Origin of the sequence: Helicobacter mastomyrinus (genome assembly GCF_039555295.1) — a bacterium.
In the GTDB taxonomy this organism is placed as follows: Bacteria; Campylobacterota; Campylobacteria; order Campylobacterales; family Helicobacteraceae; genus Helicobacter_C; species Helicobacter_C mastomyrinus.
The window spans coordinates 227,166-250,378 of record NZ_CP145316.1 but is presented as its reverse complement, the minus strand read 5'-3'; the positions used below and the strand labels follow the sequence as shown (position 1 = coordinate 250,378).

At 39.6% G+C, this 23,213-nt stretch carries 21 protein-coding genes and 9 tRNA genes; 20 read left to right on the top strand and 10 right to left on the bottom strand.

What is annotated here, in order from left to right:
• Nucleotides 1-342: 342 nt before the first annotated feature.
• From V3I05_RS01325 to pheS, 4 genes are read right to left on the bottom strand one after another with little or no spacing between them, the layout of a single operon-like run.
• Complete coding sequence (locus V3I05_RS01325; protein WP_343353758.1) at nucleotides 343-2,619, bottom strand: PD-(D/E)XK nuclease family protein; 2,277 nt, start codon at nucleotides 2,617-2,619, stop codon at nucleotides 343-345.
• A gap of 9 nt (nucleotides 2,620-2,628) precedes the next feature.
• Nucleotides 2,629-4,590: a transketolase gene (gene tkt, locus V3I05_RS01320; RefSeq protein WP_343353756.1), complete on the bottom strand. Its 1,962-nt coding sequence runs from the start codon at nucleotides 4,588-4,590 to the stop codon at nucleotides 2,629-2,631.
• A gap of 28 nt (nucleotides 4,591-4,618) precedes the next feature.
• The gene (gene pheT, locus V3I05_RS01315) at nucleotides 4,619-7,021 is read right to left on the bottom strand and encodes a phenylalanine--tRNA ligase subunit beta (RefSeq protein ID WP_300732677.1); all 2,403 of its coding nucleotides are present in this window, start codon (nucleotides 7,019-7,021) and stop codon (nucleotides 4,619-4,621) included.
• Nucleotides 7,021-8,010 carry a phenylalanine--tRNA ligase subunit alpha gene (pheS, locus tag V3I05_RS01310; protein ID WP_295699225.1) on the bottom strand — a complete coding sequence of 330 codons (990 nt, stop codon included), beginning with the start codon at nucleotides 8,008-8,010 and terminating at the stop codon, nucleotides 7,021-7,023. Before pheS ends, pheT begins: the two co-directional genes overlap by 1 nt.
• Before the next feature lie 192 nt (nucleotides 8,011-8,202).
• On the opposite strand from pheS, the gene V3I05_RS01305 reads away from it, so the two are divergent.
• The 3 genes from V3I05_RS01305 to V3I05_RS01295 are packed head-to-tail and all read left to right on the top strand — an operon-like array spanning nucleotide 8,203 to nucleotide 10,553.
• Complete coding sequence (locus V3I05_RS01305) at nucleotides 8,203-8,544, top strand: histidine triad nucleotide-binding protein (protein ID WP_300448443.1); 342 nt, start codon at nucleotides 8,203-8,205, stop codon at nucleotides 8,542-8,544.
• A gap of 28 nt (nucleotides 8,545-8,572) precedes the next feature.
• Nucleotides 8,573-9,205, top strand: a complete 633-nt coding sequence (locus tag V3I05_RS01300) for a class I SAM-dependent methyltransferase (RefSeq protein ID WP_300732680.1) — start codon at nucleotides 8,573-8,575, stop codon at nucleotides 9,203-9,205.
• Nucleotides 9,195-10,553, top strand: a complete 1,359-nt coding sequence (locus tag V3I05_RS01295) for an MATE family efflux transporter (protein WP_343353754.1) — start codon at nucleotides 9,195-9,197, stop codon at nucleotides 10,551-10,553. Before V3I05_RS01300 ends, V3I05_RS01295 begins: the two co-directional genes overlap by 11 nt.
• 92 nt (nucleotides 10,554-10,645) lie before the next feature.
• On the opposite strand, the gene V3I05_RS01290 is transcribed toward V3I05_RS01295, so the two are convergent.
• The 6 genes from V3I05_RS01290 to V3I05_RS01265 all read right to left on the bottom strand — a co-directional run bounded on the left by V3I05_RS01290 (nucleotide 10,646) and on the right by V3I05_RS01265 (nucleotide 17,107).
• On the bottom strand, nucleotides 10,646-10,942 hold the full coding sequence (locus V3I05_RS01290; RefSeq protein WP_295699153.1) for a DUF3240 family protein: 297 nt from the start codon (nucleotides 10,940-10,942) through the stop codon (nucleotides 10,646-10,648).
• 16 nt (nucleotides 10,943-10,958) lie between these two features.
• Nucleotides 10,959-11,690 carry a hypothetical protein gene (locus V3I05_RS01285; protein ID WP_343353751.1) on the bottom strand — a complete coding sequence of 244 codons (732 nt, stop codon included), beginning with the start codon at nucleotides 11,688-11,690 and terminating at the stop codon, nucleotides 10,959-10,961.
• Between the two features lie 317 nt (nucleotides 11,691-12,007).
• Nucleotides 12,008-14,242 (bottom strand): endonuclease MutS2, encoded by a 2,235-nt coding sequence (locus V3I05_RS01280; RefSeq protein ID WP_300448452.1) that lies wholly within the window; start codon nucleotides 14,240-14,242, stop codon nucleotides 12,008-12,010.
• Between the two features lie 23 nt (nucleotides 14,243-14,265).
• Nucleotides 14,266-14,634, bottom strand: a complete 369-nt coding sequence (locus tag V3I05_RS01275; protein WP_300448455.1) for a hypothetical protein — start codon at nucleotides 14,632-14,634, stop codon at nucleotides 14,266-14,268.
• Entirely contained in the window at nucleotides 14,634-15,953 is a 1,320-nt protein-coding gene (gene murC / locus V3I05_RS01270) for a UDP-N-acetylmuramate--L-alanine ligase (protein ID WP_295699159.1), read from the bottom strand. Before murC ends, V3I05_RS01275 begins: the two co-directional genes overlap by 1 nt.
• Nucleotides 15,950-17,107: a succinyldiaminopimelate transaminase gene (locus V3I05_RS01265; RefSeq protein WP_300448460.1), complete on the bottom strand. Its 1,158-nt coding sequence runs from the start codon at nucleotides 17,105-17,107 to the stop codon at nucleotides 15,950-15,952. Before V3I05_RS01265 ends, murC begins: the two co-directional genes overlap by 4 nt.
• Before the next feature lie 421 nt (nucleotides 17,108-17,528).
• Between V3I05_RS01265 and V3I05_RS01260 the strand changes: the two genes are divergently transcribed.
• The 17 genes from V3I05_RS01260 (at nucleotide 17,529) to rplL (ending at nucleotide 23,164) form a co-directional block, all read left to right on the top strand.
• Nucleotides 17,529-17,603: transfer RNA gene (locus tag V3I05_RS01260), tRNA-Gly, on the top strand.
• Nucleotides 17,604-17,704: 101 nt separating this feature from the next.
• Nucleotides 17,705-17,792 (top strand) — tRNA-Leu (locus tag V3I05_RS01255).
• 42 nt (nucleotides 17,793-17,834) lie between these two features.
• Nucleotides 17,835-17,909, top strand: a tRNA-Cys gene (locus tag V3I05_RS01250).
• Between the two features lie 72 nt (nucleotides 17,910-17,981).
• A tRNA-Ser gene (locus V3I05_RS01245) sits at nucleotides 17,982-18,069 on the top strand.
• 135 nt (nucleotides 18,070-18,204) lie between these two features.
• A tRNA-Thr gene (locus tag V3I05_RS01240) sits at nucleotides 18,205-18,280 on the top strand.
• A gap of 55 nt (nucleotides 18,281-18,335) precedes the next feature.
• Nucleotides 18,336-18,420: transfer RNA gene (locus V3I05_RS01235), tRNA-Tyr, on the top strand.
• A 61-nt stretch (nucleotides 18,421-18,481) separates the two neighbouring features.
• Nucleotides 18,482-18,558, top strand: a tRNA-Gly gene (locus V3I05_RS01230).
• An 83-nt stretch (nucleotides 18,559-18,641) separates the two neighbouring features.
• Nucleotides 18,642-18,716 (top strand) — tRNA-Thr (locus tag V3I05_RS01225).
• Between the two features lie 77 nt (nucleotides 18,717-18,793).
• Nucleotides 18,794-19,993, top strand: coding sequence for an elongation factor Tu (gene tuf, locus V3I05_RS01220; RefSeq protein ID WP_295699162.1), 1,200 nt, complete (start codon nucleotides 18,794-18,796; stop codon nucleotides 19,991-19,993).
• A gap of 9 nt (nucleotides 19,994-20,002) precedes the next feature.
• Nucleotides 20,003-20,173: a 50S ribosomal protein L33 gene (gene rpmG / locus V3I05_RS01215; RefSeq protein ID WP_034369264.1), complete on the top strand. Its 171-nt coding sequence runs from the start codon at nucleotides 20,003-20,005 to the stop codon at nucleotides 20,171-20,173.
• Nucleotides 20,174-20,190: 17 nt separating this feature from the next.
• Nucleotides 20,191-20,266, top strand: a tRNA-Trp gene (locus V3I05_RS01210).
• A gap of 41 nt (nucleotides 20,267-20,307) precedes the next feature.
• Nucleotides 20,308-20,487, top strand: coding sequence for a preprotein translocase subunit SecE (secE, locus tag V3I05_RS01205; protein WP_295699227.1), 180 nt, complete (start codon nucleotides 20,308-20,310; stop codon nucleotides 20,485-20,487).
• 19 nt (nucleotides 20,488-20,506) lie between these two features.
• Nucleotides 20,507-21,022 carry a transcription termination/antitermination protein NusG gene (gene nusG / locus V3I05_RS01200; protein WP_295699165.1) on the top strand — a complete coding sequence of 172 codons (516 nt, stop codon included), beginning with the start codon at nucleotides 20,507-20,509 and terminating at the stop codon, nucleotides 21,020-21,022.
• A 21-nt stretch (nucleotides 21,023-21,043) separates the two neighbouring features.
• Complete coding sequence (rplK, locus tag V3I05_RS01195) at nucleotides 21,044-21,469, top strand: 50S ribosomal protein L11 (RefSeq protein WP_295699167.1); 426 nt, start codon at nucleotides 21,044-21,046, stop codon at nucleotides 21,467-21,469.
• Nucleotides 21,470-21,487: 18 nt separating this feature from the next.
• Entirely contained in the window at nucleotides 21,488-22,192 is a 705-nt protein-coding gene (rplA, locus tag V3I05_RS01190) for a 50S ribosomal protein L1 (RefSeq protein WP_343353749.1), read from the top strand.
• A gap of 90 nt (nucleotides 22,193-22,282) precedes the next feature.
• Nucleotides 22,283-22,765 (top strand): 50S ribosomal protein L10, encoded by a 483-nt coding sequence (gene rplJ / locus V3I05_RS01185; protein ID WP_343353747.1) that lies wholly within the window; start codon nucleotides 22,283-22,285, stop codon nucleotides 22,763-22,765.
• An 18-nt stretch (nucleotides 22,766-22,783) separates the two neighbouring features.
• Nucleotides 22,784-23,164 (top strand): 50S ribosomal protein L7/L12, encoded by a 381-nt coding sequence (rplL, locus tag V3I05_RS01180; protein ID WP_295699173.1) that lies wholly within the window; start codon nucleotides 22,784-22,786, stop codon nucleotides 23,162-23,164.
• Nucleotides 23,165-23,213: the final 49 nt, after the last annotated feature.

The following is a 23,213-nucleotide window of genomic DNA, read 5'->3' as shown; positions in this document are numbered from 1 at the left end:
ATAAATAAAAAGCACATTGTGATAAAAAATATTGGCAATATAAAAAGGATTTGTTTAAAGAATGCTTTAACCTATACGATTGAAAAAAGCTATCAAGCATTTTTCTTTGATACTTTGAGGGATATTTTTAAACAGAATCTCTTTATTCTCTCTCAAGGCAAACTTGATTATACAAATGAAGCAAGTTTAATAAAATTTTCTAAGACATTTCATAGCCTATTACACTACTTTTTTAAGAACCATAAGGGATAAAGACTAGTGTAGCATATTAGAAGCGCTTTGCTTTTTAAATGCTCTTGTTATATTGATTATGCCCAACGCACAGGTTATAAAGATACAACATTATCTATCACACAAATCTGTGAAATCGCAATAATGGCAGTGCTGCTTATTCTCGCATTTGTGAAAGTTTATCTCATCTTGAAAAATTTTAAGGTGTTCTAGTAATTTCTCATTTTTCTCCTCCACACTTTCTTCTTCTACAATCTTACAGCCCTTAATATCCCAATAGCACATTGTTATAGGTAATGAGGCATATTGTGGATTATTCTGCTTAAAAGCCTCTGCATAAAGGATAAGTGCAAAATCACTCGTTTTTTCTGCATTTTTCTCTACCTTGAAATTTTGACGATATTTATAGTCAATGATTTCTATACGCTCTCCTATCTTTTGGATTCTATCCGCACACACACTAAAGTCAAACACCCCATAATGGGCTTTCATTTTTTCCTCAAGATAGAGAATCTCCACCTCTCTTTTATCCTCATATTCTTTTAAAAATGCCTCTATTTCATATGCAAGTAGCTGTGTATTAATGCCATCTAATGCGCTCATAGAAGCATATTGTGCCTTAAAGTGAGTAAGAATATTTGCATAGATTTCCTTTGCATTAAGCTGCACTTTTTTGCCTATATACTGCCTATATACAGATTCTAAACATTGATGTGCGACATTACCCATAAACGCAACATTACTCTCTTCTTGCACTTTACACAAAGATTCTTCATATTGGTAAAAATAACGCCTCGGGCATTCTAGGAGCGTTTTTAACTTACTTGGTGTAAAAAAGCGCGGAATCTTACCCATAATCTCATCTTCACAATACTCATATTTCCCCCCATGTGGTAAAAGCGCAAAACGCTTATCGCCATCATTTGACGTAATATGCGTATATTGCTCTAATTCCTCAAGTAAAAGGCTTTTATGCTTATCCTCATTCTCCACATACGATACGACTACTTCATCAGCACTGCTAAAAATCCCATAGTAATAATGCTTTTGAAGTTGCTCCTTATCTCGCATTGTCGGCATACCAAGTCTTTGCCTTAGCATAGAGTTCAAAAATAAATCATCTTGTGCTACATTTGGTATCACGCCTTCATTAAAATCCACAATAATAGCCTTCTTACACGTAAAACCTCGCGATTCTAGCACCCCCATCACGCGAATCTTCCCGCCCATCACATCATCAATACTGCATTTTTTTAGCTCCTCTAACAAAAGCTCTAAAATCTCTTTGTAGCGACAATCTGCAAACCCCGCATTTTCCCATATAAAAAGCAGCTCACTTAGACTTTGCCTAAGCTTTTTACTTCCTCTATCATCAAGTGATATAAGATTTGCTTCAATCATCTCACATATTTGCCTATAAGGATAAGTCTGCATATCCGCTTCATAGACACCTAGCATATTTTCTAGGCATTTATAAGCCTGTGTACGTGTGATGTCCTTCCCCATTGCAAAGTTAAGATTATGCGCTTTATCAAACAGTGCCAAATAGCTTACAAAATGCTCATCTGGCACAATTACAGCGATCTCCTCCGCATTTACACCATTTCTAAGCCATTCTTCAATCTTATAAAAAACTAATGCCACTTGCGAAATGCGAAGTGAAAAATGATACGTACTCACGCACATAGGGCGATTTATGGGTGCGGATTCTAAAATCTCATTTGTAGCGGGATTAAGCATATAGCGGTGAAAAGGTTTGCAATCCTTCATTTGGGTAAAAAAGGGCAAAGTGATATTAAAATTATCAAGCCAAAAATGCAGCCTAAGGGTAGTCATCTGCGCTACTTGTGATAGAAGCGCAAGATGTGCCTTGCTCACAATTCCCTCAATATATATATCAATGTGTGAAAAATGTCGCACATAAGATTCATTAATGCGTATATGCGCCTGTGGAGGCAGAATTAAGCCATCATAATACTTTAGTTCCTCCAAACGTTGCTTGTATCGATTTTCCACCCATTTTAATACCCGCAAATGGTCTTCATAGTCCCCATACGTATCAAGCAATGGAATCTCATCAATAGAGACTTGCGCTTGAGTAAGCTCATCAAAGAAGCCAAATAAAAATTGCGAGGATTCTAAAAAAGCTAAAAAACTCTGCTCGAAAATAAATTTCACCCGTTCTAATTCTTTAGCGCATTCTTTTAGCACAGACATAGACAGGGGCAAACGCATCGCTTGAGGCAAGGCTCTATATCCATCAACAATAACAAGCTGCGTGAAAAACTCGCCCATCACTATGTGCGGTGAAAGTAGCTCCCCCTCGTTCAAATGTTGCACTAAGGAGCGATGAGAGCTATATACTTTTAAGCAAGATTCACCCGCCAAGATATGCCCTTAAGAATCTGCGCCAAGAAGCTGCTGTGCGACTTCTACAATATGTTCCACACTAAAGCCAAAATGTGTGAATAATCCCTCGCCTTTGCCCGATGCACCAAAGCTTTGCATACCTATCACATAATCCGCCACAACATACCATTCCAACCCCCTTGAAGCTTCAATAGCTAGGACTTTGCTCCCTTGAGATAAAGATTCTCTATAGCTTTTAGGCTGCTTTAATAGCAAATCCAAGCAAGGTACACTCACTACTTGCGCTACTATACCCTTTGCTTGGAGGGCTTCGCTTGCTTTTAATGCAAGGCTCACCTCGCTTCCACTTGCCATTAATGTAACTGCTGCATTGTCTGCAGGAGATAGCACATAAGCACCCTTTTGCACTTGCTCTTTAAGCGTAGATGTGTAAGGGACGATGATAGGGAGATTTTGACGACTTAGCACAAATGCACAAGGCACAGCGGAATCCAAGCCCACCTGCCAACACGCCACATTCTCGTTCCCATCAGCAGGGCGAAATACCAATAGATTAGGCATAGCACGGAAATGGCTTAACTGCTCGATAGGTTGATGTGTCGCGCCATCTTCTCCCACGCCTATACTATCGTGCGTCCAAATGTAATAGACTTTGCTTTTCATTAGGCTTGCCACACGCACACTAGGAGACATATAATCGCTAAAAACAAAAAAAGTCGCGCAAAATGGCAAAAATAGCCCATAATTTGCCACACCATTAGAGATTGCCCCCATTGCGTGCTCCCTAATGCCAAAATGCCAATTTTTGCCTTGGGGGAAGTCTCCCTCATTCTCTAAATGCGTATTGTTTGATGGAGCTAAATCCGCGCTCCCCCCTATAAAACCCTCTAGGCTTTGAGAGATAGCATTAAGAATCTTGCCATTACTCACACGTGTAGCCATACTTTCTCCTAGCTCAAAGTGGGGATAGGCAATGCGTGAATTATCTACATTTTGCATATTATCAAAGCGCTCTCTAGTGATTTGCGGGAGATTCTCATATTGCTTATGCCATTGCTTAAAGGCGAGTTCCCCTCGCTCCCTCATCAAGCCAAAGGTAAATTTCACATCATCGGGCACATAGAAAGATTGCGCCTCTAGCCCTAGCTTTGCCTTTGCCTTTGCAATAATCTCCTCTCCCAAAGGTGCGCCGTGCGCTTTATGACTACCCTCTAGGTCAAGGGCATTTTTTGCAATAATTGTCTTTGCGATGATTAATGTCGGCTTTGTAGAATCTTTAGCGCGAGTGAGGGCATTATGAAATGCTAAGATATTATGCCCATCACAATTTAGCACTTGCCAGCCTTGCGCTTCAAAACGTTTGCATATATCCTCGCTCATACTCACATTTGTATCACCCTCAATCGTAATATTATTACTATCATAAATCACAATGAGATTATGAAGCTTATGATGTCCTGCAAGGGAAGCAGCCTCATAGCTAATGCCCTCTTGCAAATCTCCATCACCACATAGACAATACACATAATGGGAAATAATCTCTTTACCAAAGAGATTCTGTGTGTATTTACTCGCCATAGCTATACCCACAGCATTTGCCACACCCTGCCCCAATGGTCCTGTGGTGATTTCAACACCTTGTGTATGTCCGTATTCTGGGTGTCCGGGCGTTTTAGAGCCAAGTGTGCGAAAAGATTGCAAATCTTTCATACTCACATCAAAGCCCCATAAATGCAAAAGCGCATATACAAGCGCACTCGCGTGTCCACCGCTAAAAATGATTCTATCGCGATTAAGCCAAGTGGGATTATGCGGAGCAAGGCGGAGATGAAAACTAAGCACACTTGCTATATCTGCAAGTCCCATAGGTGCACCCGGGTGCCCGCTATTAGCCTTTTGCACCATATCGGCACATAAAAATGCAAGCGTATGGGACATCTTTTGCAATAGTGGTAAATCCTGTTCTGTGATTTGTGGTAGGCTCTGCATACTCTCTCCTTTTGTGATAAGCTAGAATCTACGCGCGTAGCGAAGCATTGAATGTATTTGTAAGCACGTTAAGTACGGCTTGTGTTGCGCTATTTAGCTGGGATTCTTGCAGGGTATCCTCAAAAGACTGCAGCACGAGGCGAATACTTAATGCCATTTGCTCTCCCAATGCGCTATCATAATACACATCGATAGGATATACATTTTGCAAAAATGCAATATTTGCCTGTGTAATTGCCTCCCGCACACGATAAAATGGAATCTTTTTATCGATAAGAATTGTCAAATCACGCATAGATTTTTGATATTTTGAAAACGTCTTTGCCTGTGGCAGCGATACGTTGCTTAAATCAAGCTCTATTTCACAAATAAATGTCTCGCTTAAATCCATATCCGTGGCAATTTGTGGGTGCAGTTTTGCTATCACGCCCACAGGTTTATCCTCCATATATACAAAAGCACTTTGATAGGGGTGCAAGATTCTATCATCGGCAAATCCAAAAGATAGAAGAATCTCATTCGCCCCCTCTACATCGCGAATATTTTTTAAAGATATATCCCCCACACATCTTTGACACACAAGCCCAAAGGAGTAAAAATCCCAAAGTGCTGCTTTTGTATGCGGATAGCATTCATCTTTCATTGAACCACTTGCCACAAATGCGAGTTTGTTTTTTTCCTCTCGTTGAGCCGTATAGACACTGCCCATTTCAAATAATGCTATGCTCTTAAATCCTAGATTCTCATTGCGTTTGATAGAATCTAAAAGTGCAGGAAGCAAACTTGTACGTAATGTATCTAGCTCTTGCGTGATAGGATTTAGCAGGGCTAAATTCTCATCAATTTGCACAAAGCCAAGTTGCATTAATCTTTGCGAAGAGGCAAACACGTAGTGTATACACTCCATAAAAGCATTTGCGATAAAGCTACGGGCGAGTTTTCTGCTATTTTTATACACAAAATATGCATTTGATGTATTATGCGATTGTAAGCAAAGCAGAGGTGAAGAAGGAATATTATCAATCCCATAGATTCTTAGTACCTCCTCTGCTACATCTTGTATGCTCTCTATATCGTGGCGATAGTGCGGCACAGCAATCATAAAGAAATTTTCATCACAAGTTACATCAAGCTTGAAATCAAGACGTTTGAGTATGGTAGCAATTTCTTCTTTATCTAAATCAATCCCTATAATCTTATTAATCGCGCCAAAAGTCGTTTTAATCGTTATTTCATCGGCACTTTGAGAAATATTATGCGAGCCAGAATACACCAGCACGTCCGAACTATTAACCATTTTTTTACATAAAAAATCCATACCTTGCTCTAAGAGCGGATTGCTCCCCCTTGTACTACGATAGGTAAGCTGCGTATCGCCTTTGATTTTATGCTGATGGATTGCCTTTGCGATTTGCACAGGTTTCACATAGCTTGCTTCGATGATGAGAATCTCTGAACGTGTCCCAAAATGCCGTTCCCCATAGGTTACACCAATCATAGAAAGTTTTGTATTAGCAAATACTGCCTCTAAGCCATTTTCATCTTTTTTTACTCGAAGCTGTGCGGCTAAACCATTATCTAGAACAATGTCCTTACTCTCGCACTCACGCAGTTTGTAAGCGTTCAAAATCACACCTGTCATATATGTGCCAAATTCCAAAAAATTGCATATAATATCATCAGCTAAACTACCATTTCTTGCTAAAGCAATGGCAATATCTATGGGAAGCCGCGCTTGTTTAACCTCTATAACGCGATAGAGTAGGTGCGCATTAATTTTCTCATCAGTGAGAATCTGCAGTACCCGCCCAAGCCCTAGAGTGATAACATTATCCATATCAATCTCGTGTTTTAAGCGTAAATCATAGCAAGTAGCAAGCTCACGTGCGATACCTAGCACACTCAAGCAATCTCCACGATTAGGTGTTATGCTTACTTCAATCACATAATCGCTAAAAAGCGGTAATTTGCTTAACTCCTGCCCTAGGGTGAGCTTCCCCGCACTCTCATCTAAAATCATAATGCCATCATTGATTTTAGGTAATCCTAGCTCTGTGCTAGAGCATAGCATTCCGCAACTCTCCACACCGCGCAAAGTCGTCTTTTTAATGGTTAGTTCACCGCCTTTGGTATGTGGGATTATCGCACCTTCTAATGCCACCGCTACATACTGATCGGTTTTGACATTGGGCGCACCACATACGATTTGCAGCTCCTGTGTGCCTATATGCACACGGCATACACTTAGTCTATCCGCGTCAGGGTGCTGACTACAAGCAATAATCTTACCTACTACAACATTTTTAGGAATCTTAAGGGCATAGGCAGATTCTACTTCTAATCCAATGTTGCTTAGACGCTCACTCACTTCATTTATATCAAGATGAGATATATCCACAAATTGCGATAATAAATGTTTTGAAAAGATCATTAAAACTGCTCCAATACCCGTAAATCTGTCTCAAAAAAGCTACGTAAATCATTCACACGATGAGTAAGCATAGCAAACCGCTCAACACCAAGTCCAAAGGCATATCCGCTCACATCTTTATAGCCTACAGCATCAAACACCTTTTGATTCACAATGCCACAGCCTAGCACTTCAAGCCACCCTGTATGTGAGCATACCCTGCAACCCTCTGCTTTGCAAAATACACAGCTAATATCCACTTCCGCACTTGGCTCTGTGAAGGGGAAAAAGCTCGAGCGGAAGCGAATGCGAACATCGCCAAACATATAGTGCAAAAAATCCTCTAAAATATATTTTAAATGTGCGAAATTGACTTTATCTTTTTCATCTACTACTAGCCCCTCGACTTGATGAAACATCGGTGAATGCGTCAAGTCATAATCCCGTCTAAACACATTGCCCGGAGCAATCATACGAATAGGCAAGGAATCTTTTTCCATAGTGCGAATCTGCACAGGCGAAGTATGTGTGCGAAGCAACATAGAATCTTTAAAATAAAATGTATCCTGCATATCGCGCGCTGGGTGGTATGCGGGGAGATTGAGGGCTTCAAAATTATGAAACTCATCTTCTACAAGTGGTCCTGTGCCGATAGAAAAATCCATATTGACAAAAAAATCAATGATTCTATCCATTGTTTGCGATATAGGGTGCCCTTGACTTTTTAAACGCAAGGTGCTAAATAAACTCGCATCAATAGATTCTTGAGCGAGATTTTCACTCATTTGAGCTTTTAAGAGCATATCTTTTTTGGTATTAAAAGCCCTTTCAAACTCTTCTTTAGCGGCATTTAAATCCGTAGCAAAAGACTTTTTCGCCTCTCCTTGAAGTGTTTTTAGTATGACAAATTGCTGTGTCAAAACACCCTTTTTCCCTATAACCTCTATCCGCAATGCTTCTAGGGCTTCTAGATTCCCTACCTGCTTTAACTTTTCTAAAATCTCTTGTATTTGCTTTTTCAAATTCCCTACCTCTGTGTTATCTCTTCTTGTGTGATTGGTATTTGCGCGATATAAAAAGCGATATTGTAGCATATTTAAAGATTATTATTGATATTTAAAGCTATAATATCACTTATTCTACATACAATGAGCATTCTCATCTTTATCATATAGCATTGAGAGTCTTGCAAGGAGCATAAAATGGCAGAAAAAAATATTTTTGAGAAAATCGTAGCAGGGGAGCTTCCCTGTAAAAAAGTGGCAGAAAATGAGCAATTTCTTGCTTTTTATGATATTAATCCTAAAGCGCCTGTGCATATTCTAGCCATTCCAAAAGTATGTGTTAAGGACTTCTCTTGTGCTTCTGCGGAGCTTTTAGGAGGGCTTTGTGCATTCAGTCAGGAAGTAGCACGTATGGTAGGCATTGATAAAAGCGGTTATAGAATCTGCACAAATATTGGTGCAGACGGAGGGCAGGAAGTGCCGCATTTGCATTTTCATATCCTCGGCGGAGGTAAACTCTCTTTCTCTAAACTCGCATAGATTCTATTAAAGCACATAAAGTAAAGCAATGCACGAAGACGCACTCAAATGGAATGAACGTTATAAAAATGACTTTATGCCTAATGAGCCAAGTGCGTTTGTTATCAACGCTTGTGCGCTGCTTGAAGCCCATTTCCCACAACTTAAAGTGATAAAAGATACAGACAATCCGCGTCCTGTGGCACTTGATATAGCTTGTGGCAATGGACGCCACGCAAAGGTGCTATCACAGCTTGGTTTTATGGTAGATGCGCTTGATATTTCCTCTATCGCGCTTAAAAATCTTGCCAATATAGCGCATATCACGCCTGTTTTAGCAGATTTAGACAACTTTATATTCACACCAAATCGCTATGATGTGGTATTGAATAGCTTTTTCCTTGATATACGCCTTTTTCCATCGCTCATTGCCTCGCTTAAGCCTAATGGCATTGTACTATTTGAGACGTTTATTCGCCTTGATGTGGATTCTCACTTAGATAAAGCCGAAAAAGCCCTTTATGTAAATGAATTAGAGAGTATCTTTAGCCCACAAAATGGCTTTATCACACTTCATCATCATATCTATGAAAATATAGAATCTAGCACAGGTAAAAGGGCGGCGTATCCGCATATCGTGCAATTCATCGCACAATACACAGGCAATCATAATGACATATAATTTCAACCAACGTATGCGTAAGATTCTAAGTATTGCCTTGCCATCTGGAGGCAATTCGCTCTTAGATATTGTTAATATTGCCATTGGTATGTATTTTATCGCGCATATTTCTGCAGATGTGGAGGTTACAAAGCATAATATTGTGGCACTTGGGCTGGGTATGAGCTGCTGGATGTTTCTCTTTGCGCTTACTACGATTTTTTATGTGGGCACAAACGCACAAGTCTCACGTGCCTTTGGAGAAAGGAATTATACGAAAATACAAGCCGTACTTAGCACGATGAGTATAGGGGTTGTGTTTTTTTCTATACCTATTTATCTCCTTGCTTATAATTTTAATGGCTTGTATTTTGATTGGATGGGTGTGGGGGAGGAGACAAAAGCCTTGGGTATGCTGTATTTGGGCTGGATTTTTTGCTCTATCCCCGCCCTTTTACTTAAAACGATTTTTATCTCCGCCTTAGCCTCCACGGGCGATACAAAAAGTGTCTTTTTTATTAAAATCATTAGCACAAGCTTAAATATTGCCTTGAATTTTATGTTGATTTTTGGCGTGCATTCCCTCCATATCCCTCCGCTTGGCATTGCAGGTGCAGGGATATCAAATGTTATTATCTCTTATTTTGAAGGCATTATTTTGTTTGGAATCCTCTGTGGGCTGCATAGACACTTAAAAATATCTTTGGTTTTTAAATGGCGGATTTTGCTTTTTGGATTGCGCATCGGCTTACCCTCTGGGATTGAACGAGGGCTTACTATTCTCTCCCTTGTGCTGATTACAAAGTTTATGACAGACTATGGCTTAGAGGTGATTGCTGGGTTTCAAATCGGATCAAGGGTGGAGAGCTTTATTTGTATGCCCGGATTTGGATTCCAAGTCGCTGCAATGGCGTTAGTAGGACAAATGCTAGGGGCTAAGCGGCTTGATTTAGCAGAATCTTTTATCCGCACGATTTTGCTTATCTCCTCTATTATTATGGGTATATTGGGGATTGGGCTTTGTGTGTTTGGTAGGGAGCTTTCAAATCTCTTTAGTGAGGATATGGCAGTGCTTGATTATTCTTTAATGTATCTTATCGCCGTTGGTGTATCGCAAGTGCCACAAATCTGCGTGTTTGTGCTTGATGGAGCATTAAGGGGAAGTGGCGCGACAAAGCTATCGCTTTGGATTAATACCGGTAGCATTTGGCTACTTAGAATCTTCCCTATGTGGCTCTGTGTGCATTACCAACTTCACGCAGGATATATTTTTGGGATTATCTGCTGTGAGACATTCCTACGTGCTCTTATCTTTGGCTTTATTTTCTATAAAGGTATATGGAAGCACTATATTGCAAGAATCTTATAAGTGAGATTCTATTATTCTTTGCTTCCAAAATGTTGGAGATGTGGCTTGAGCGAAGAGAAACGCTCTTTAAAACTTAGAGTCATTAATAAGTGTTATATGATAGGAGATGTGACATTGTGCGTATAGATTCTTATATCTGTTTTGCCAAAGGCTTGAAGTAATTTATTGATAATAAAATGTGCATTTTGTTCGTTTAAAAATATTCTAAATAATCCATATTCTTGCCTACCGCTTACTTGTTCATCAGCACTCTGCAAAAGTGAGCTTGAAGCGTATTTGGCACATTTGATATGAAAAAAATCATCATATCCATCTTCTAGCAACATATCTACAATGCTATCTTTGAGTGTAGCCTTAAAATAAATATCAATGCTAAGTTCTGCTTCCATAAGATACCCTATAATGTTATGAAATTGTATTTGGGATTTGCTCCCCATAGGCGATAATTTGATGGATTCTAAAAACAGCAATAAGATAGAGAATACAACCAACAATTAGCAAAATGCAAGTGGCTAGTAAAAGCAAGGCGACTATAACGATAAGGGCTTCACTTTTTAGACCTAAGGCAACCATTGTAAAAACTAGCTCTACAAGCATAGCTATGAATGATATAACCATCATCTTTGTGCCTTTAAAGAAGCAGGCGTCATTGAGAATAAAGCTTAGCTCCTTACCCATTTGCCAAAAGATATAGAAATATACAGGTAGGGCAATACAAGTATAAAGGAATAAAGCCGCTACTGCTAGACTCCCTTCAGAATCTTTGCTAAGTAAATCATCTATATCTTGTGGCACAATAAAGTTGATAATAGCCCCAATAAGTGCGATTGCAAAAACAACAATATAGAGATTAAAAATACGTCTTCTTAGGCTTAATTTAGAGAAATAAAAAAAGACGATGAAGAGAGCAATAAATGAACAAGCAGAGAAGATGTTAAGAAATATATTAAGTTCTGGCGGAATAACCGTAATTTCTTTATATCCTGACCAAAATATAAAAGAAAACGCAACACAAAAACTGACAAGATAAGTAGTAATAAGAATAAGTTTCGCACGTTTGAGTAAGGGAGTGTCAGCTATATTATGAATTGCTACACTATCGGGGACTTGAGGCATATTGACTTGAAAGAGAGCCATAAGTTTCCTTTGCTACAAAAAATAAGAGCAGGATTATAACACAAATATTTGCAGAATCTATTCTTAGAAGCGCTGTTTTAAGGATAAGACCTTTTGATCTTTGCGGCGGTTACATTGCAAAACCCAATCTCTAAATTAACTTGTAAATATGGATTAACACTTCGTCCGAATGACGAATAAGACATGTCTTAGCCATAAGTCAATAACTTTGGGTGTAAATGGGTGTTTACCCCCATTTACAAGAGCTTGTGTAAGTGTGGATTGGCTTTAAGGCACAAATGCGGAGGCTTAAGCCTCAATAAGCAAAGGCATAAATATTATAACTTAACAACCTTTGCCCCAAAGCCACCCATTTGTGCGGGTGCGTCTGCAAAGGATATGACTTTAGGGTGGGTTTTAAGATAATCATATACAAGCTTACTTAAGATTCCCATACCTATGCCGTGATACACAAGCACTTCATCATATCCAGCAATGAGCGCAGCAGAGAGAAACTCATCAAGTCTCTCTATCGCTTCATCGCCCCGCATTCCGTGCAAATCAAGGCTTACCCCTGCCTTTGCGGGGGCTTTGAAAATAATATCCATCTTTGGAGGAGGTAATGGCGTGCTAGAGGGCTGAATATCCTTAAGATTTGCTTTGATTTTCATACCGCTTTCAAGTGTGATAGTGCATACCTTACCCTTTATGCTAAGGATATGCCCTTGTGTGTTTTGATACTTCACTCTATCACCTACTTTGAAAATATGAGGTTTTTGTGTGTGCGGTGTCAAAGGCTGTGTTTGTAGGGATTGCGTATGTGATAGAATCTTATGGGCTTGGTTAAAAGCCTTGTGTATTTCTTTGCTTTCTTGTGCTTTGAGGGTAGCTTTAAGCGTTTGCGTGGCTTGATGATAAGTAGATTCTAAATTGCGCTTGAGTGCGAGAAAAGCTGTCTTTTGCTCCTCTTCTTGCGTTTTAAGCGATAGAATCTTCGCCTGATATGTTGCAATCGTGGCTTCAAGCTCTGTACATTTGGTTTGAAGCGCACTCTCTAACTCGCTGGAACGTTCTATAAGTTCATTTAATCGCTCTTTGTCCGCGCCATACACTTCTTTGGCTGTTTTGATAAGGGAAAGTGGGATTCCGTAACGTGCGGCACTTTCAAAGGCATAGCTTTTGCCAATACTCCCATCAAGAAAGCTAAAAAGCGGTCTTTGGGCTTGTATATCATACATCGCTGCACAAAGCTGCACTTTGGGATTATGCGCCATAAGTGCACTCAAATGCTTGTGGTGCGTGGTGAGTAGAATCTTTGCGTGATTATTCATTAAATGCTCTAATAGCACTTTATAGAGACTTGCAGCTTCATCAGCGTCCGTGCCTAGCTCGATTTCATCAATACCAAGCAGTAGATTTTGTGTTTGCAAAATCTGCTTAAACTCAAGCATTCTCCCCGCAAAAGTAGAAATATCGTTTTTGCTATTTTGTGGATCGCTTATAATCGCCATGATATGTTTAAAATAGGGGATTTTAGACTTATAGGCGTTGATTTTGAGCGGGATAAGATATTTGCTTAAGAAACACACAGCAAGGAGGGATTTAAGCAGGATAGTTTTACCCCCTGCATTCACGCCTGTAATCATTAGCACATCACCATTACAGGCAAAGCTAATGGGCTTTGGATTGGCTAATGTGGGGTGTGAAAATTCCTCAATGACAATCTCTTTTTGTGTTGTGAGTTCATATATGAAAGAGAGATTATAAGCCTTTGCAAAGGCGATTCGGGCATAAATTTGATCAAATGTATCAAAGGCGTGATTAAGAAATGTGAGAAAAGGTGTGTATTTATGTAGAGTAAGGCAAAGGCTCTTACAAAGGGTGTAGAGGCTCTCTTGCAAAGTGTCTTTAAGCGCATTTTGCCGCTCTTTTAATGTGTTAATCGCATCTGGCAGGAGATAGAAAAATCCATTGTGAGAGCGCTCAAGTACCATTCCTTTAATCACTTGATTATACCCTGCTTTAAGCAGTAGGCACTCATTTTGATTGATGTAATGCATACTATTATCGACAAGATAGGGTGTAATCTCGCGGGAATGCAGAATCCGTCTGATTTGCTCGTCAATGTGGATTTTGATCTGCTTGATATGGGACTTTAGGTTGTCAATGTCTGGATAAATACCCTCACATAGCTCACCTTGTGTGTCAAAGATAGATTCCATATCGCATATTGCTTGAGGAATGAGAATCTTATCAAGCCACGTTTTTGTATGCGGGGTGGATTCTGTAATATGTGCTTTGAGATAGAGAAAATAACGCACAAGCTGCATAAAGGTAAAAATCGCTTCAAGTTGTAATGTGCTGTGCTTTTGCAAATGCACGATGGGTGTATCAAGCGTGGGTAGAGGTGGCGGAGCATTAAGAGGGATAGAATCGAGCTCTTGCAGGATTTGTGCGTAGAATCTCCTATCGCCATTGAACATAAAGGGTTTTTCTCGTGCAAAATATGTGTGAAATTGAGAAACAAAATCACTTAAATCAAGGCGAGCGATGAGGGTTTGATGGCTTTGCACAGCTTAATCCATAAGATTAAAAATTAATCCACTTCTTGCAAAGTGCAATCTTGCAAAGGAATGATAATGTGCGAATAAGAGCTGTTTGGCTTACCTTGAAAGCTCATCGTGCCATTGCTGAGATTAAAGTCTGTTTGTGTAATTTCAATCGCACTGCCTTGATAGCTACAAACAAGTGGAATATCCCGCACAAAGGCACTTTTAAGTGTGCTAAGATTCTCACTCTCTTTTTCTTGTAGAGTATTATAAATCCCAATAAGCAGGGCGATTGCTAAAAACGAAGCGCCTATGAGAACTTGCGTTTTGCGTGAGATGTGATTTTTATATTTCCCCACAAGCAAACCAATGGCGACAAAAAGTAGCAGTGTAAGCACAAAAATAAGATAGCCCATTATTTTTCTCCTCGTAATTGATAGGTAATGTCCCCCGCACCAAGCCCGATAATAATGGCATTTTGCAGTGTTTTTATAGAATCTTTGCCATCAAATAGGGTAATGCAATCCCCCTCGCGCTTAAGATGTGTAGCAAAAATGGGATTATAGCGCATAAAAAGTGAAGCAAAATCAATATCGACGTGAGATTCCCCTGCTTTCCACACAGGCAGGATAACAAGCTCATCGCATAGATTTGCAAAGCAATCAACAAAGGCTTGAAGATTATCAAGCACACGTGAATACTTATGCGGTTGCCAAATGGCGATGACTTTTTGGTGGGGTTTGAGCTGATTGTAGATAGCTACGCTTTTAAGCGTCGCGAGAATCTCGGTAGGGTGGTGTGCGTAATCATCAATGATAGTCGTTGTGCCTTTAGCGATGATATCAAAACGTTTTTTAATGCCCTTAAAATGCGCAAGATTTGTCCTTATCTCTTCTAGCGCATCTATGCCTAACTCATCAATCGCACACAATATCGCCAGACTCGCATTTTGCGCCATATGCTCCCCAAAGCCCCATACCTTGAAGATTCCATAATCTTTAAACTCAAAGCTTGTTTGTGGCTCGTCATTGTGAATTTCAAAACGTATATTTGTAATATCACTTTGAGGATTTAAAGTAATAGCTTGTATGGTTTTTAGGCTTTGCAAAAAGGGGTCGCTAAGGTTAAAAATGCGCTTCTTAGCCGTATGGATAAATTGCCTATAAGCACCATAAAATTCATTTAAATCGTGATTGTAGCTCTCCATATGCTCTGGCTCGGCATTGGGGATAATGGCGTAGTAGGGATTGGAATTAAGAAAGCTTTTATCGGATTCATCAGCTTCAAAGATGATAGATTCACTCTTTGCCTCGCGCACATTTGAGCCAAATTCTTTAGAGTCTGCTCCGATAATTGCGCCAAAATGCGGGAAAATACTGCTTAAAATTGCGCTTGTAGTGGATTTGCCGTGTGCGCCACATACGCTAAAGACACGTTTTTCTTTGAGAATAGAGGCAATGGCTTCTTTGCGGGAAAGCACTTTAATACCCTTTTTGATAGCTTCTTGCACCTCGACATTATCAGGCTTGATAATCGCAGAATGGATCACAAGGTCTTGATTAGTGATAGCAGCAGCGTTATGAGGAATATTGATAGACACACCTTGTGCGCGGAGATATTTTGTCGCGCTTCCTTCTGCGATGTCTGAACCGCTAATCTCTATGCCTTGTGCGCGGAGATATTTTGCCAAGCCTGAAATGCCAATACCACCAATGCCTATAAAATGTATTTTCATACATACTCCTTTTTATAAAACTTGATAGCCTCTTTCAGAGCATTTAAAGCTCTTTTTATGGTCTCATTATCATACACAAGAGCTATCCTCACATATCCTTTGCCTTGCCCCTCACGCCCTAAGTAGCTTCCGGGTAATGTCAGCACTCCCATTTTTTCATAGGCAAATTTACAGAATCTTTCATCATCTCCTACATAAAGCCATACATAGAATGTATAGGGAGTAATCTCTGCTTTACTAAGTTGCAAAATTGTTTCTGCAAGGGCGAGATTTTGCGCATAAATGTGGCGAATAGATTCTGGAATGCGCATATCGTTCCACGCAACTGCTGCAGCCTTTTGTAAGGGCAATGGAAGCGCACAGCCTAGATAGGTGCGGTAGAGATTATAGCTTTTTAGAATTTGCTCATCTCCAGCGATAAATCCACTACGCAAACCGGGCGCAGAGGAGCGTTTGGAGATAGAATTAAGGGCGAGAATATTTTTAAATGTGGGATTATCTGCCTTAAGAGAGGCTTGGAGAATACTAGGCGGTGGAGAATTGGCATAAATTTCACTATAACATTCATCATTAATAATCACAAAATCATATTCTAGCGCCTTTTGCACCCATTGGCTTAAAGATTGGATATCTAATGCCCTGCCGGTAGGATTATTAGGGGAATTAAGAATAACTAAATCCACTTCTTTAAGCTGTGTATCGCTAAGAGAGGGCATAAAATTATTATCTTGCGTGAGATTCATAAGGATTATTCGTGCTTTTGAGGCAATTGCCGCGCCCTCATAGATTTGATAAAATGGATTAGGGTAGGCAATGCTAGGGTTTTCTTTGCCAAAAAGATAGAATTGCGGGAAGTTGAAAAGCACTTCACGTGTGCCAAAAGTAGGGATAATTTGATGATGGGTAAGCTCAAGTTGATAGCGATTTTTAATAAAGGAGAGTTGAGCGTTTTTAAGCTCATCTTCACCGCTTGATTTAGGGTATTTGTTCAGCAAGGGAGCGTTATTTTGCCAAGATTCTATAATATTTTGCGGCGTAGGGAATTGAGGCTCACCGATGGTAAGAGTGAAAATTTCACAATCTTTGGGGGGATTACTGTGTTTGAGAAGCGTGCGGAGCTTGTCAAAGGGGTAACTTTCAAAATGATTTAGCACATTTTTCTCCTTGAAAAATTAATATTGATTTATTGGTGGAAACTATCATCTTTAAAACTTACATAAGAATCTATAATTTTTTCTATCCATAATAAGGGGGAGGGCTTAAATGTACAAGTGTGGGCTGGTGCTAAAGCACAAGCACGAGGTCGCTCCCTCCCTCTCCCCTACCACTACGATGCTTTAAGAGGTAGCACTTCGTGCGATTTGATTTTATGCAAGTGAGATATATCTCACTTGTGGGGAGAATAGAGATTTTATGCTTTTAAAACTTAATCTACTTGTAAATCAAGTTTAGAGATAGATTTCATATTTGTGCGGCAGGGATTATATAGTAAAATGATAATTTTTTATTATATTCTTGTATTTTACTCTTGATTTTTTTAAGAAGCGTTGATACAATTATGCCCTTAAAAATTATGCGGGAGTAGCTCAGTGGTAGAGCACAACCTTGCCAAGGTTGGGGCCGCGGGTTCGATCCCCGTCTCCCGCTCCATTAAGACTTAATCTTTACAACTCCATTTTTGTAGTCAATCTAAAAATATTGCTCTTTGATGTTTTGTGAGGAAATGTATTATTTTACATATCAAATCAAAAGCCCGGGTGGTGAAATTGGTAGACACAAGGGACTTAAAATCCCTCGGACATTGCGTCTGTACCGGTTCAAGTCCGGTCTCGGGCACCACCTGATTATCGTAAAAGATTCGTTAAGAAAATATGATAAGGTGGCGACATAGCCAAGTGGTAAGGCATGGGCCTGCAAAGCCTTGATTCCCCAGTTCGAATCTGGGTGTCGCCTCCATAACACTTAAGCATACATTAAATATACTCTTAATCAGTTATGTTTCTAGAATCTGTATTATATTTATGGTAACGGGAGATGGCTGAGTGGTTGAAAGCGGCGGTCTTGAAAACCGTTGAGGGTAACACCTCCGGGGGTTCGAATCCCTCTCTCCCGGCCACTTACTTCTACTTCATATCTCAAAATATTTTATTTTGGGTATTTTTATGATTATATTCATAATGGACATGAGGCTTCAATGGATTTACCCTTGACAAAGGGCAGTGAAATCTATATAATTGCAACTTTTTTATGCGCTGGTTTAGCTCAGTTGGTAGAGCATCTGCCTTGTAAGCAGAGGGTCGGGGGTTCAAGTCCCTTAACCAGCTCCATTTTGCACTTTAGCATATTTGCTTTCAGTGTTTGACCAGTTTTGTGATTATTTTTGGTGAGTTACTCAAGTGGCCAACGAGGGCAGACTGTAAATCTGCTGTCTACGACTTCCGTGGTTCGAATCCACGACTCACCACCACTATAAATTGATAATTTTACAATCATTAAAAAGTGGTAGTCAAAATAGTTTTTTTAAGTTTGCGGGAATAGCTCAGTTGGCTAGAGCATCAGCCTTCCAAGCTGAGGGTCGCGGGTTCGAGCCCCGTTTCCCGCTCCATACTGGGAGCTGAATCTTCACTTTGATAACTTTAAGTTAAGATTTTCTCCAAAATAGATTATTATTGTAGTTATTTATAATATGCCCATATAGCTCAGTGGCAGAGCACTTCCTTGGTAAGGAAGAGGTCGGCGGTTCAATCCCGCTTATGGGCTCCAGTTTTCATAGGCTAGAATCTTTAAAAGTCATAATTTAGGGATTCTAAAAAAATAAAATTTTGAGTTAGGAGAACAAAATGGCAAAAGAAAAGTTTGTGAAAAACAAACCTCACGTAAATGTGGGAACAATTGGACACGTGGATCACGGTAAAACAACTTTGAGTGCGGCTATATCCGCTGTATTGGCTACTAAGGGTCTTGCAGAGTTAAGGGATTATGATAATATCGATAATGCCCCTGAAGAAAAAGAAAGAGGTATTACTATCGCTACTTCTCATATTGAGTATGAAACAGAGAATCGCCACTATGCGCATGTGGATTGCCCTGGGCACGCTGACTATGTGAAAAATATGATTACAGGTGCGGCTCAAATGGATGGCGCAATTCTTGTTGTGTCTGCCGCAGATGGTCCTATGCCACAAACAAGAGAGCATATCCTTCTTTCTCGTCAAGTAGGTGTACACTACATCGTTGTATTCCTAAATAAGCAAGATATGGTAGATGATGCAGAATTACTTGAGCTTGTGGAAATGGAAGTGCGTGAATTGCTTAGTCAATATGACTTCCCCGGTGATGATACTCCTATTGTAGCAGGTTCAGCTCTTAAAGCGCTTGAAGAAGCAAAGGCTGGAAATGTTGGAGAATGGGGAGAAAAAGTATTAAAACTAATGGAAGAAGTTGATAGATATATCCCTACTCCTCAACGTGATACAGAAAAAACATTCCTTATGCCTGTTGAAGATGTATTCTCTATCGCTGGTCGTGGAACTGTGGTAACAGGTAGAGTAGAAAGGGGTGTGGTAGCAGTAGGCGATGAAGTAGAAATCGTAGGGCTTCGCGATACACAAAAAACCACTGTTACAGGCGTTGAGATGTTTAGAAAAGAGCTTGATAAGGGTGAAGCGGGAGACAATGTAGGTATTCTCTTAAGAGGAACAAAAAAAGAAGAAGTAGAAAGAGGCATGGTGCTTTGTAAGCCCGGTTCGATTACTCCACATAAGAAGTTTGAAGGCGAAATCTATGTGCTTTCAAAAGAAGAGGGTGGAAGACATACTCCATTCTTTAAAGGCTATCGTCCACAATTCTATGTACGAACAACTGACGTTACAGGTTCTATTGAACTACCAGATGGTGTAGAAATGGTTATGCCCGGTGATAATGTAAAAATCACAGTGGAGCTTATCGCACCTGTGGCACTTGAAGATGGCACTCGTTTCGCAATTCGTGAAGGTGGTAGAACAGTTGGTTCAGGTGTTGTAACAAAAATTATTGAGTAGAGGCTTGATATGGCAAAAGGAAACACTGTTAAGATAGGACTTAAGTGTTCAGAATGTGGTGATATTAATTATAGCACTACCAAAAATGCGAAAACGAATACAGAAAAACTGGAGCTCAAAAAGTTTTCACCTCGTTTGAATAAACATACGATTCATAAGGAAGTAAAACTTAAAAGCTAGGCTTTTGCCTAGCTGATAGGTCAGTAGCTCCAATGGTAGAGCGTCGGTCTCCAAAACCGAGTGTTGGGGGTTCGAGTCCCTCCTGGCCTGCCACAAAGCTGTAAGTTTAGATATTGAATAAAAGAGATACGATGATTAAAAAAATAAAAACCTATTTCCAAAATGCAAATGAAGAACGAACAAAAGTAATATTTCCCACAAAAGAACAGATTCGCAATGCTTCTGTATCTGTTCTTATCGTGGTAAGTGTAGTTACTTTATTTTTAGCGTTAGTTGATTGGATTTTATTTCATTCTGTATCCGGTATTTTGTAATATTGTGGAGAGGTGAAACTTGGAGTGGTATGCGATACAAACATATTCTGGTAGTGAAGAATCAGTTGCTAATGCAATAAGGAATCTTATTGAGCAGAATCAAATGCAAGATAGATTTGCTGAAGTGGTTGTGCCTACAGAGCCTATTATTGAGGCGAAGAAGAAAGTTGTAAATAGAAGTCTTTATCCCGGCTATGTCTTTATAAGGGTTGATTTAGACACAAAACTTTGGCATATGATTCAATCTTTACCTAGGGTTGGACGTTTTATTGGTGAAAGTAAGAAGCCCACACCGCTTAATGAAGCTGATATTGCTAAAATTTTAGAAAAGGTAAGAAATCCAAGCGCACCAAAACCAAAGATTTCTTTTGAACACGGCGAAGTTGTGCGGATTATTGATGGACCTTTTGTAAATTTTACAGGCACGGTAGAGGAATATGATTTAGAGCATAAAAAACTGAAGTTAAACGTCTCCATTTTTGGACGAAACACTCCTGTTGAAATTTTGTATTCGCAAGTAGAAAAAATCATTTAATTTGACAAAAAGGAAGGCATAATGGGTAAAAAAGTTGTTGGTGAATTAAAATTACAGATTCCAGCGGGAAAAGCAAATCCATCTCCTCCGGTAGGTCCAGCATTAGGACAAAGGGGGGTTAATATTATGGAGTTTTGCAAAGCATTTAATGAAAAAACAAAGGATATGGGTGATTTTAATATTCCTGTTGTTATTACCATCTATCAGGATAAGAGCTTTACCTTTATTACTAAAAAGCCGCCTGTAACAGATCTCATTAAAAAGGCTGCAAAAATTACAAAGGGTTCTGACAATCCTTTAAAAAATAAAGTTGGGAAGCTTACAAGTAAGCAACTTGAAGAGATCGCTCAAACCAAAATGGAAGATCTCAATGCTTCGAATATTGAGGCTGCAAAATTGATTGTAGTGGGCAGTGCAAGAAGTATGGGTGTTGAAATCCAAGATTAGAATAGATGGAGTTTGTTTATGGGTAAAAAGATAGCAAAGAGACTGCAGGCTTTACAAGCAAAGGTAGATTCTCAAAAGGTATATGATATTCAAAGTGGTGTGAGTGCGGTGAAATCTCTTGCTTCGGCAAAATTTGATGAAACTGTTGAGGTAGCATTGCGTTTAGGAGTAGATCCAAGACACGCTGATCAAATGATACGGGGGGCTGTGGTTTTGCCACACGGGACAGGCAAAAAAGTGCGTGTTGCTGTGTTTGCAAAAGATATTAAGGCAGATGAAGCAAAAAATGCCGGAGCTGATGTCGTAGGGGCTGATGATTTGGCTGATGAGATTAAAAATGGCAATATTAATTTTGATATCGTCATAGCTACACCTGATATGATGGCTCTTGTGGGGAAAGTAGGACGTATTTTAGGACCAAAAGGTTTAATGCCAAATCCCAAAACAGGCACGGTTACAATGGATGTGGCTAAAGCTGTTTCTAATGCTAAGAGTGGGCAAGTGAACTTTAGAGTGGATAAAAAGGGTATCATTCACGCACCTATTGGAAAAGTTTCTTTTGATGAATCTAAAATACGAGATAATATGCTTGAACTTGTTCGTGCAATCAATAAGCTAAAGCCTACCTCGGCAAAAGGTAAGTATATCCGTAGCAGCACATTGTCTTTAACGATGAGTCCTGCAATTAAGCTTGATTCACAGGAATTGATGGATACAAAATAACAGATTTGTATTCTTTATCTTAGACCAAAGAGCATAGGGGCTTAGCTTAAAATTTACCCTATGTGAGGTTTTGGGCTGAAAGGAGGAGAAATGACTAAGCAAGAAAAGATTCAGGTTGTTGAATACTTAAGTGCTGAATTTAAGCAATCTTCTGCTTTGATTGTGTGCGATTATAAAGGTTTACAAGTGAGTCATCTTGAGGAACTAAGACGCACTTCAAGGGCTGTAGATGTCAAGGTGCAAGTAATCAAGAATACTTTAGCAAGCATCGCTATAAAAAATGCAGAATGTCCAGATTTAGAACTTAAGGATACAAATATCTTTCTTTGGGCAGATGATCAGATCGCTTTGTCTAGGGTGGTTTGCAAATTCGCAGAATCTCATAGCGAACATTTTAGTCTCAAAGTTGGTATATTTGATGGGCAAGTAGTTGATACGAAGCATATCGTGTCGGTTTCTAAGCTACCAAGCAAAGAAGAACTTATTGGTATGTTGTTGTCTGTATGGACAGCTCCAGCGCGATACTTTGTTACAGGGCTTGATAATTTAAGAAAACAAAAAGAAGAAAATTAACATTGCAAGGAGTGTAAAATGGCAATTTCTAAAGAAGAAGTATTGGAATACATCGGGAATCTTTCAGTATTAGAGCTTTCAGAGCTTGTAAAGGCTTTTGAAGAGAAATTTGGTGTAAGTGCTGCACCAACAGTTGTAGCTGGTGCAGCAGCTGGCGGAGGTGCAGCAGCTGGCGGAGCAGAAGAGAAGACAGAATTTAATATCGTGCTTGTTGATGCAGGTGCAAATAAAATCAATGTCATCAAAGCAGTGCGTGAAATTACAGGCTTAGGTCTTAAAGAAGCAAAAGACGCCACAGAGCAAACTCCAAGCACACTTAAGGAAGGTGTGAATAAAGAAGATGCTGAAAACTTTAAGAAAAAACTTGAAGAGGCAGGAGCAAAAGTCGAAATTAAATAGTTTTGACATTCACTTCATATACAATTGCCAAATCTTAGATACTAAGGTT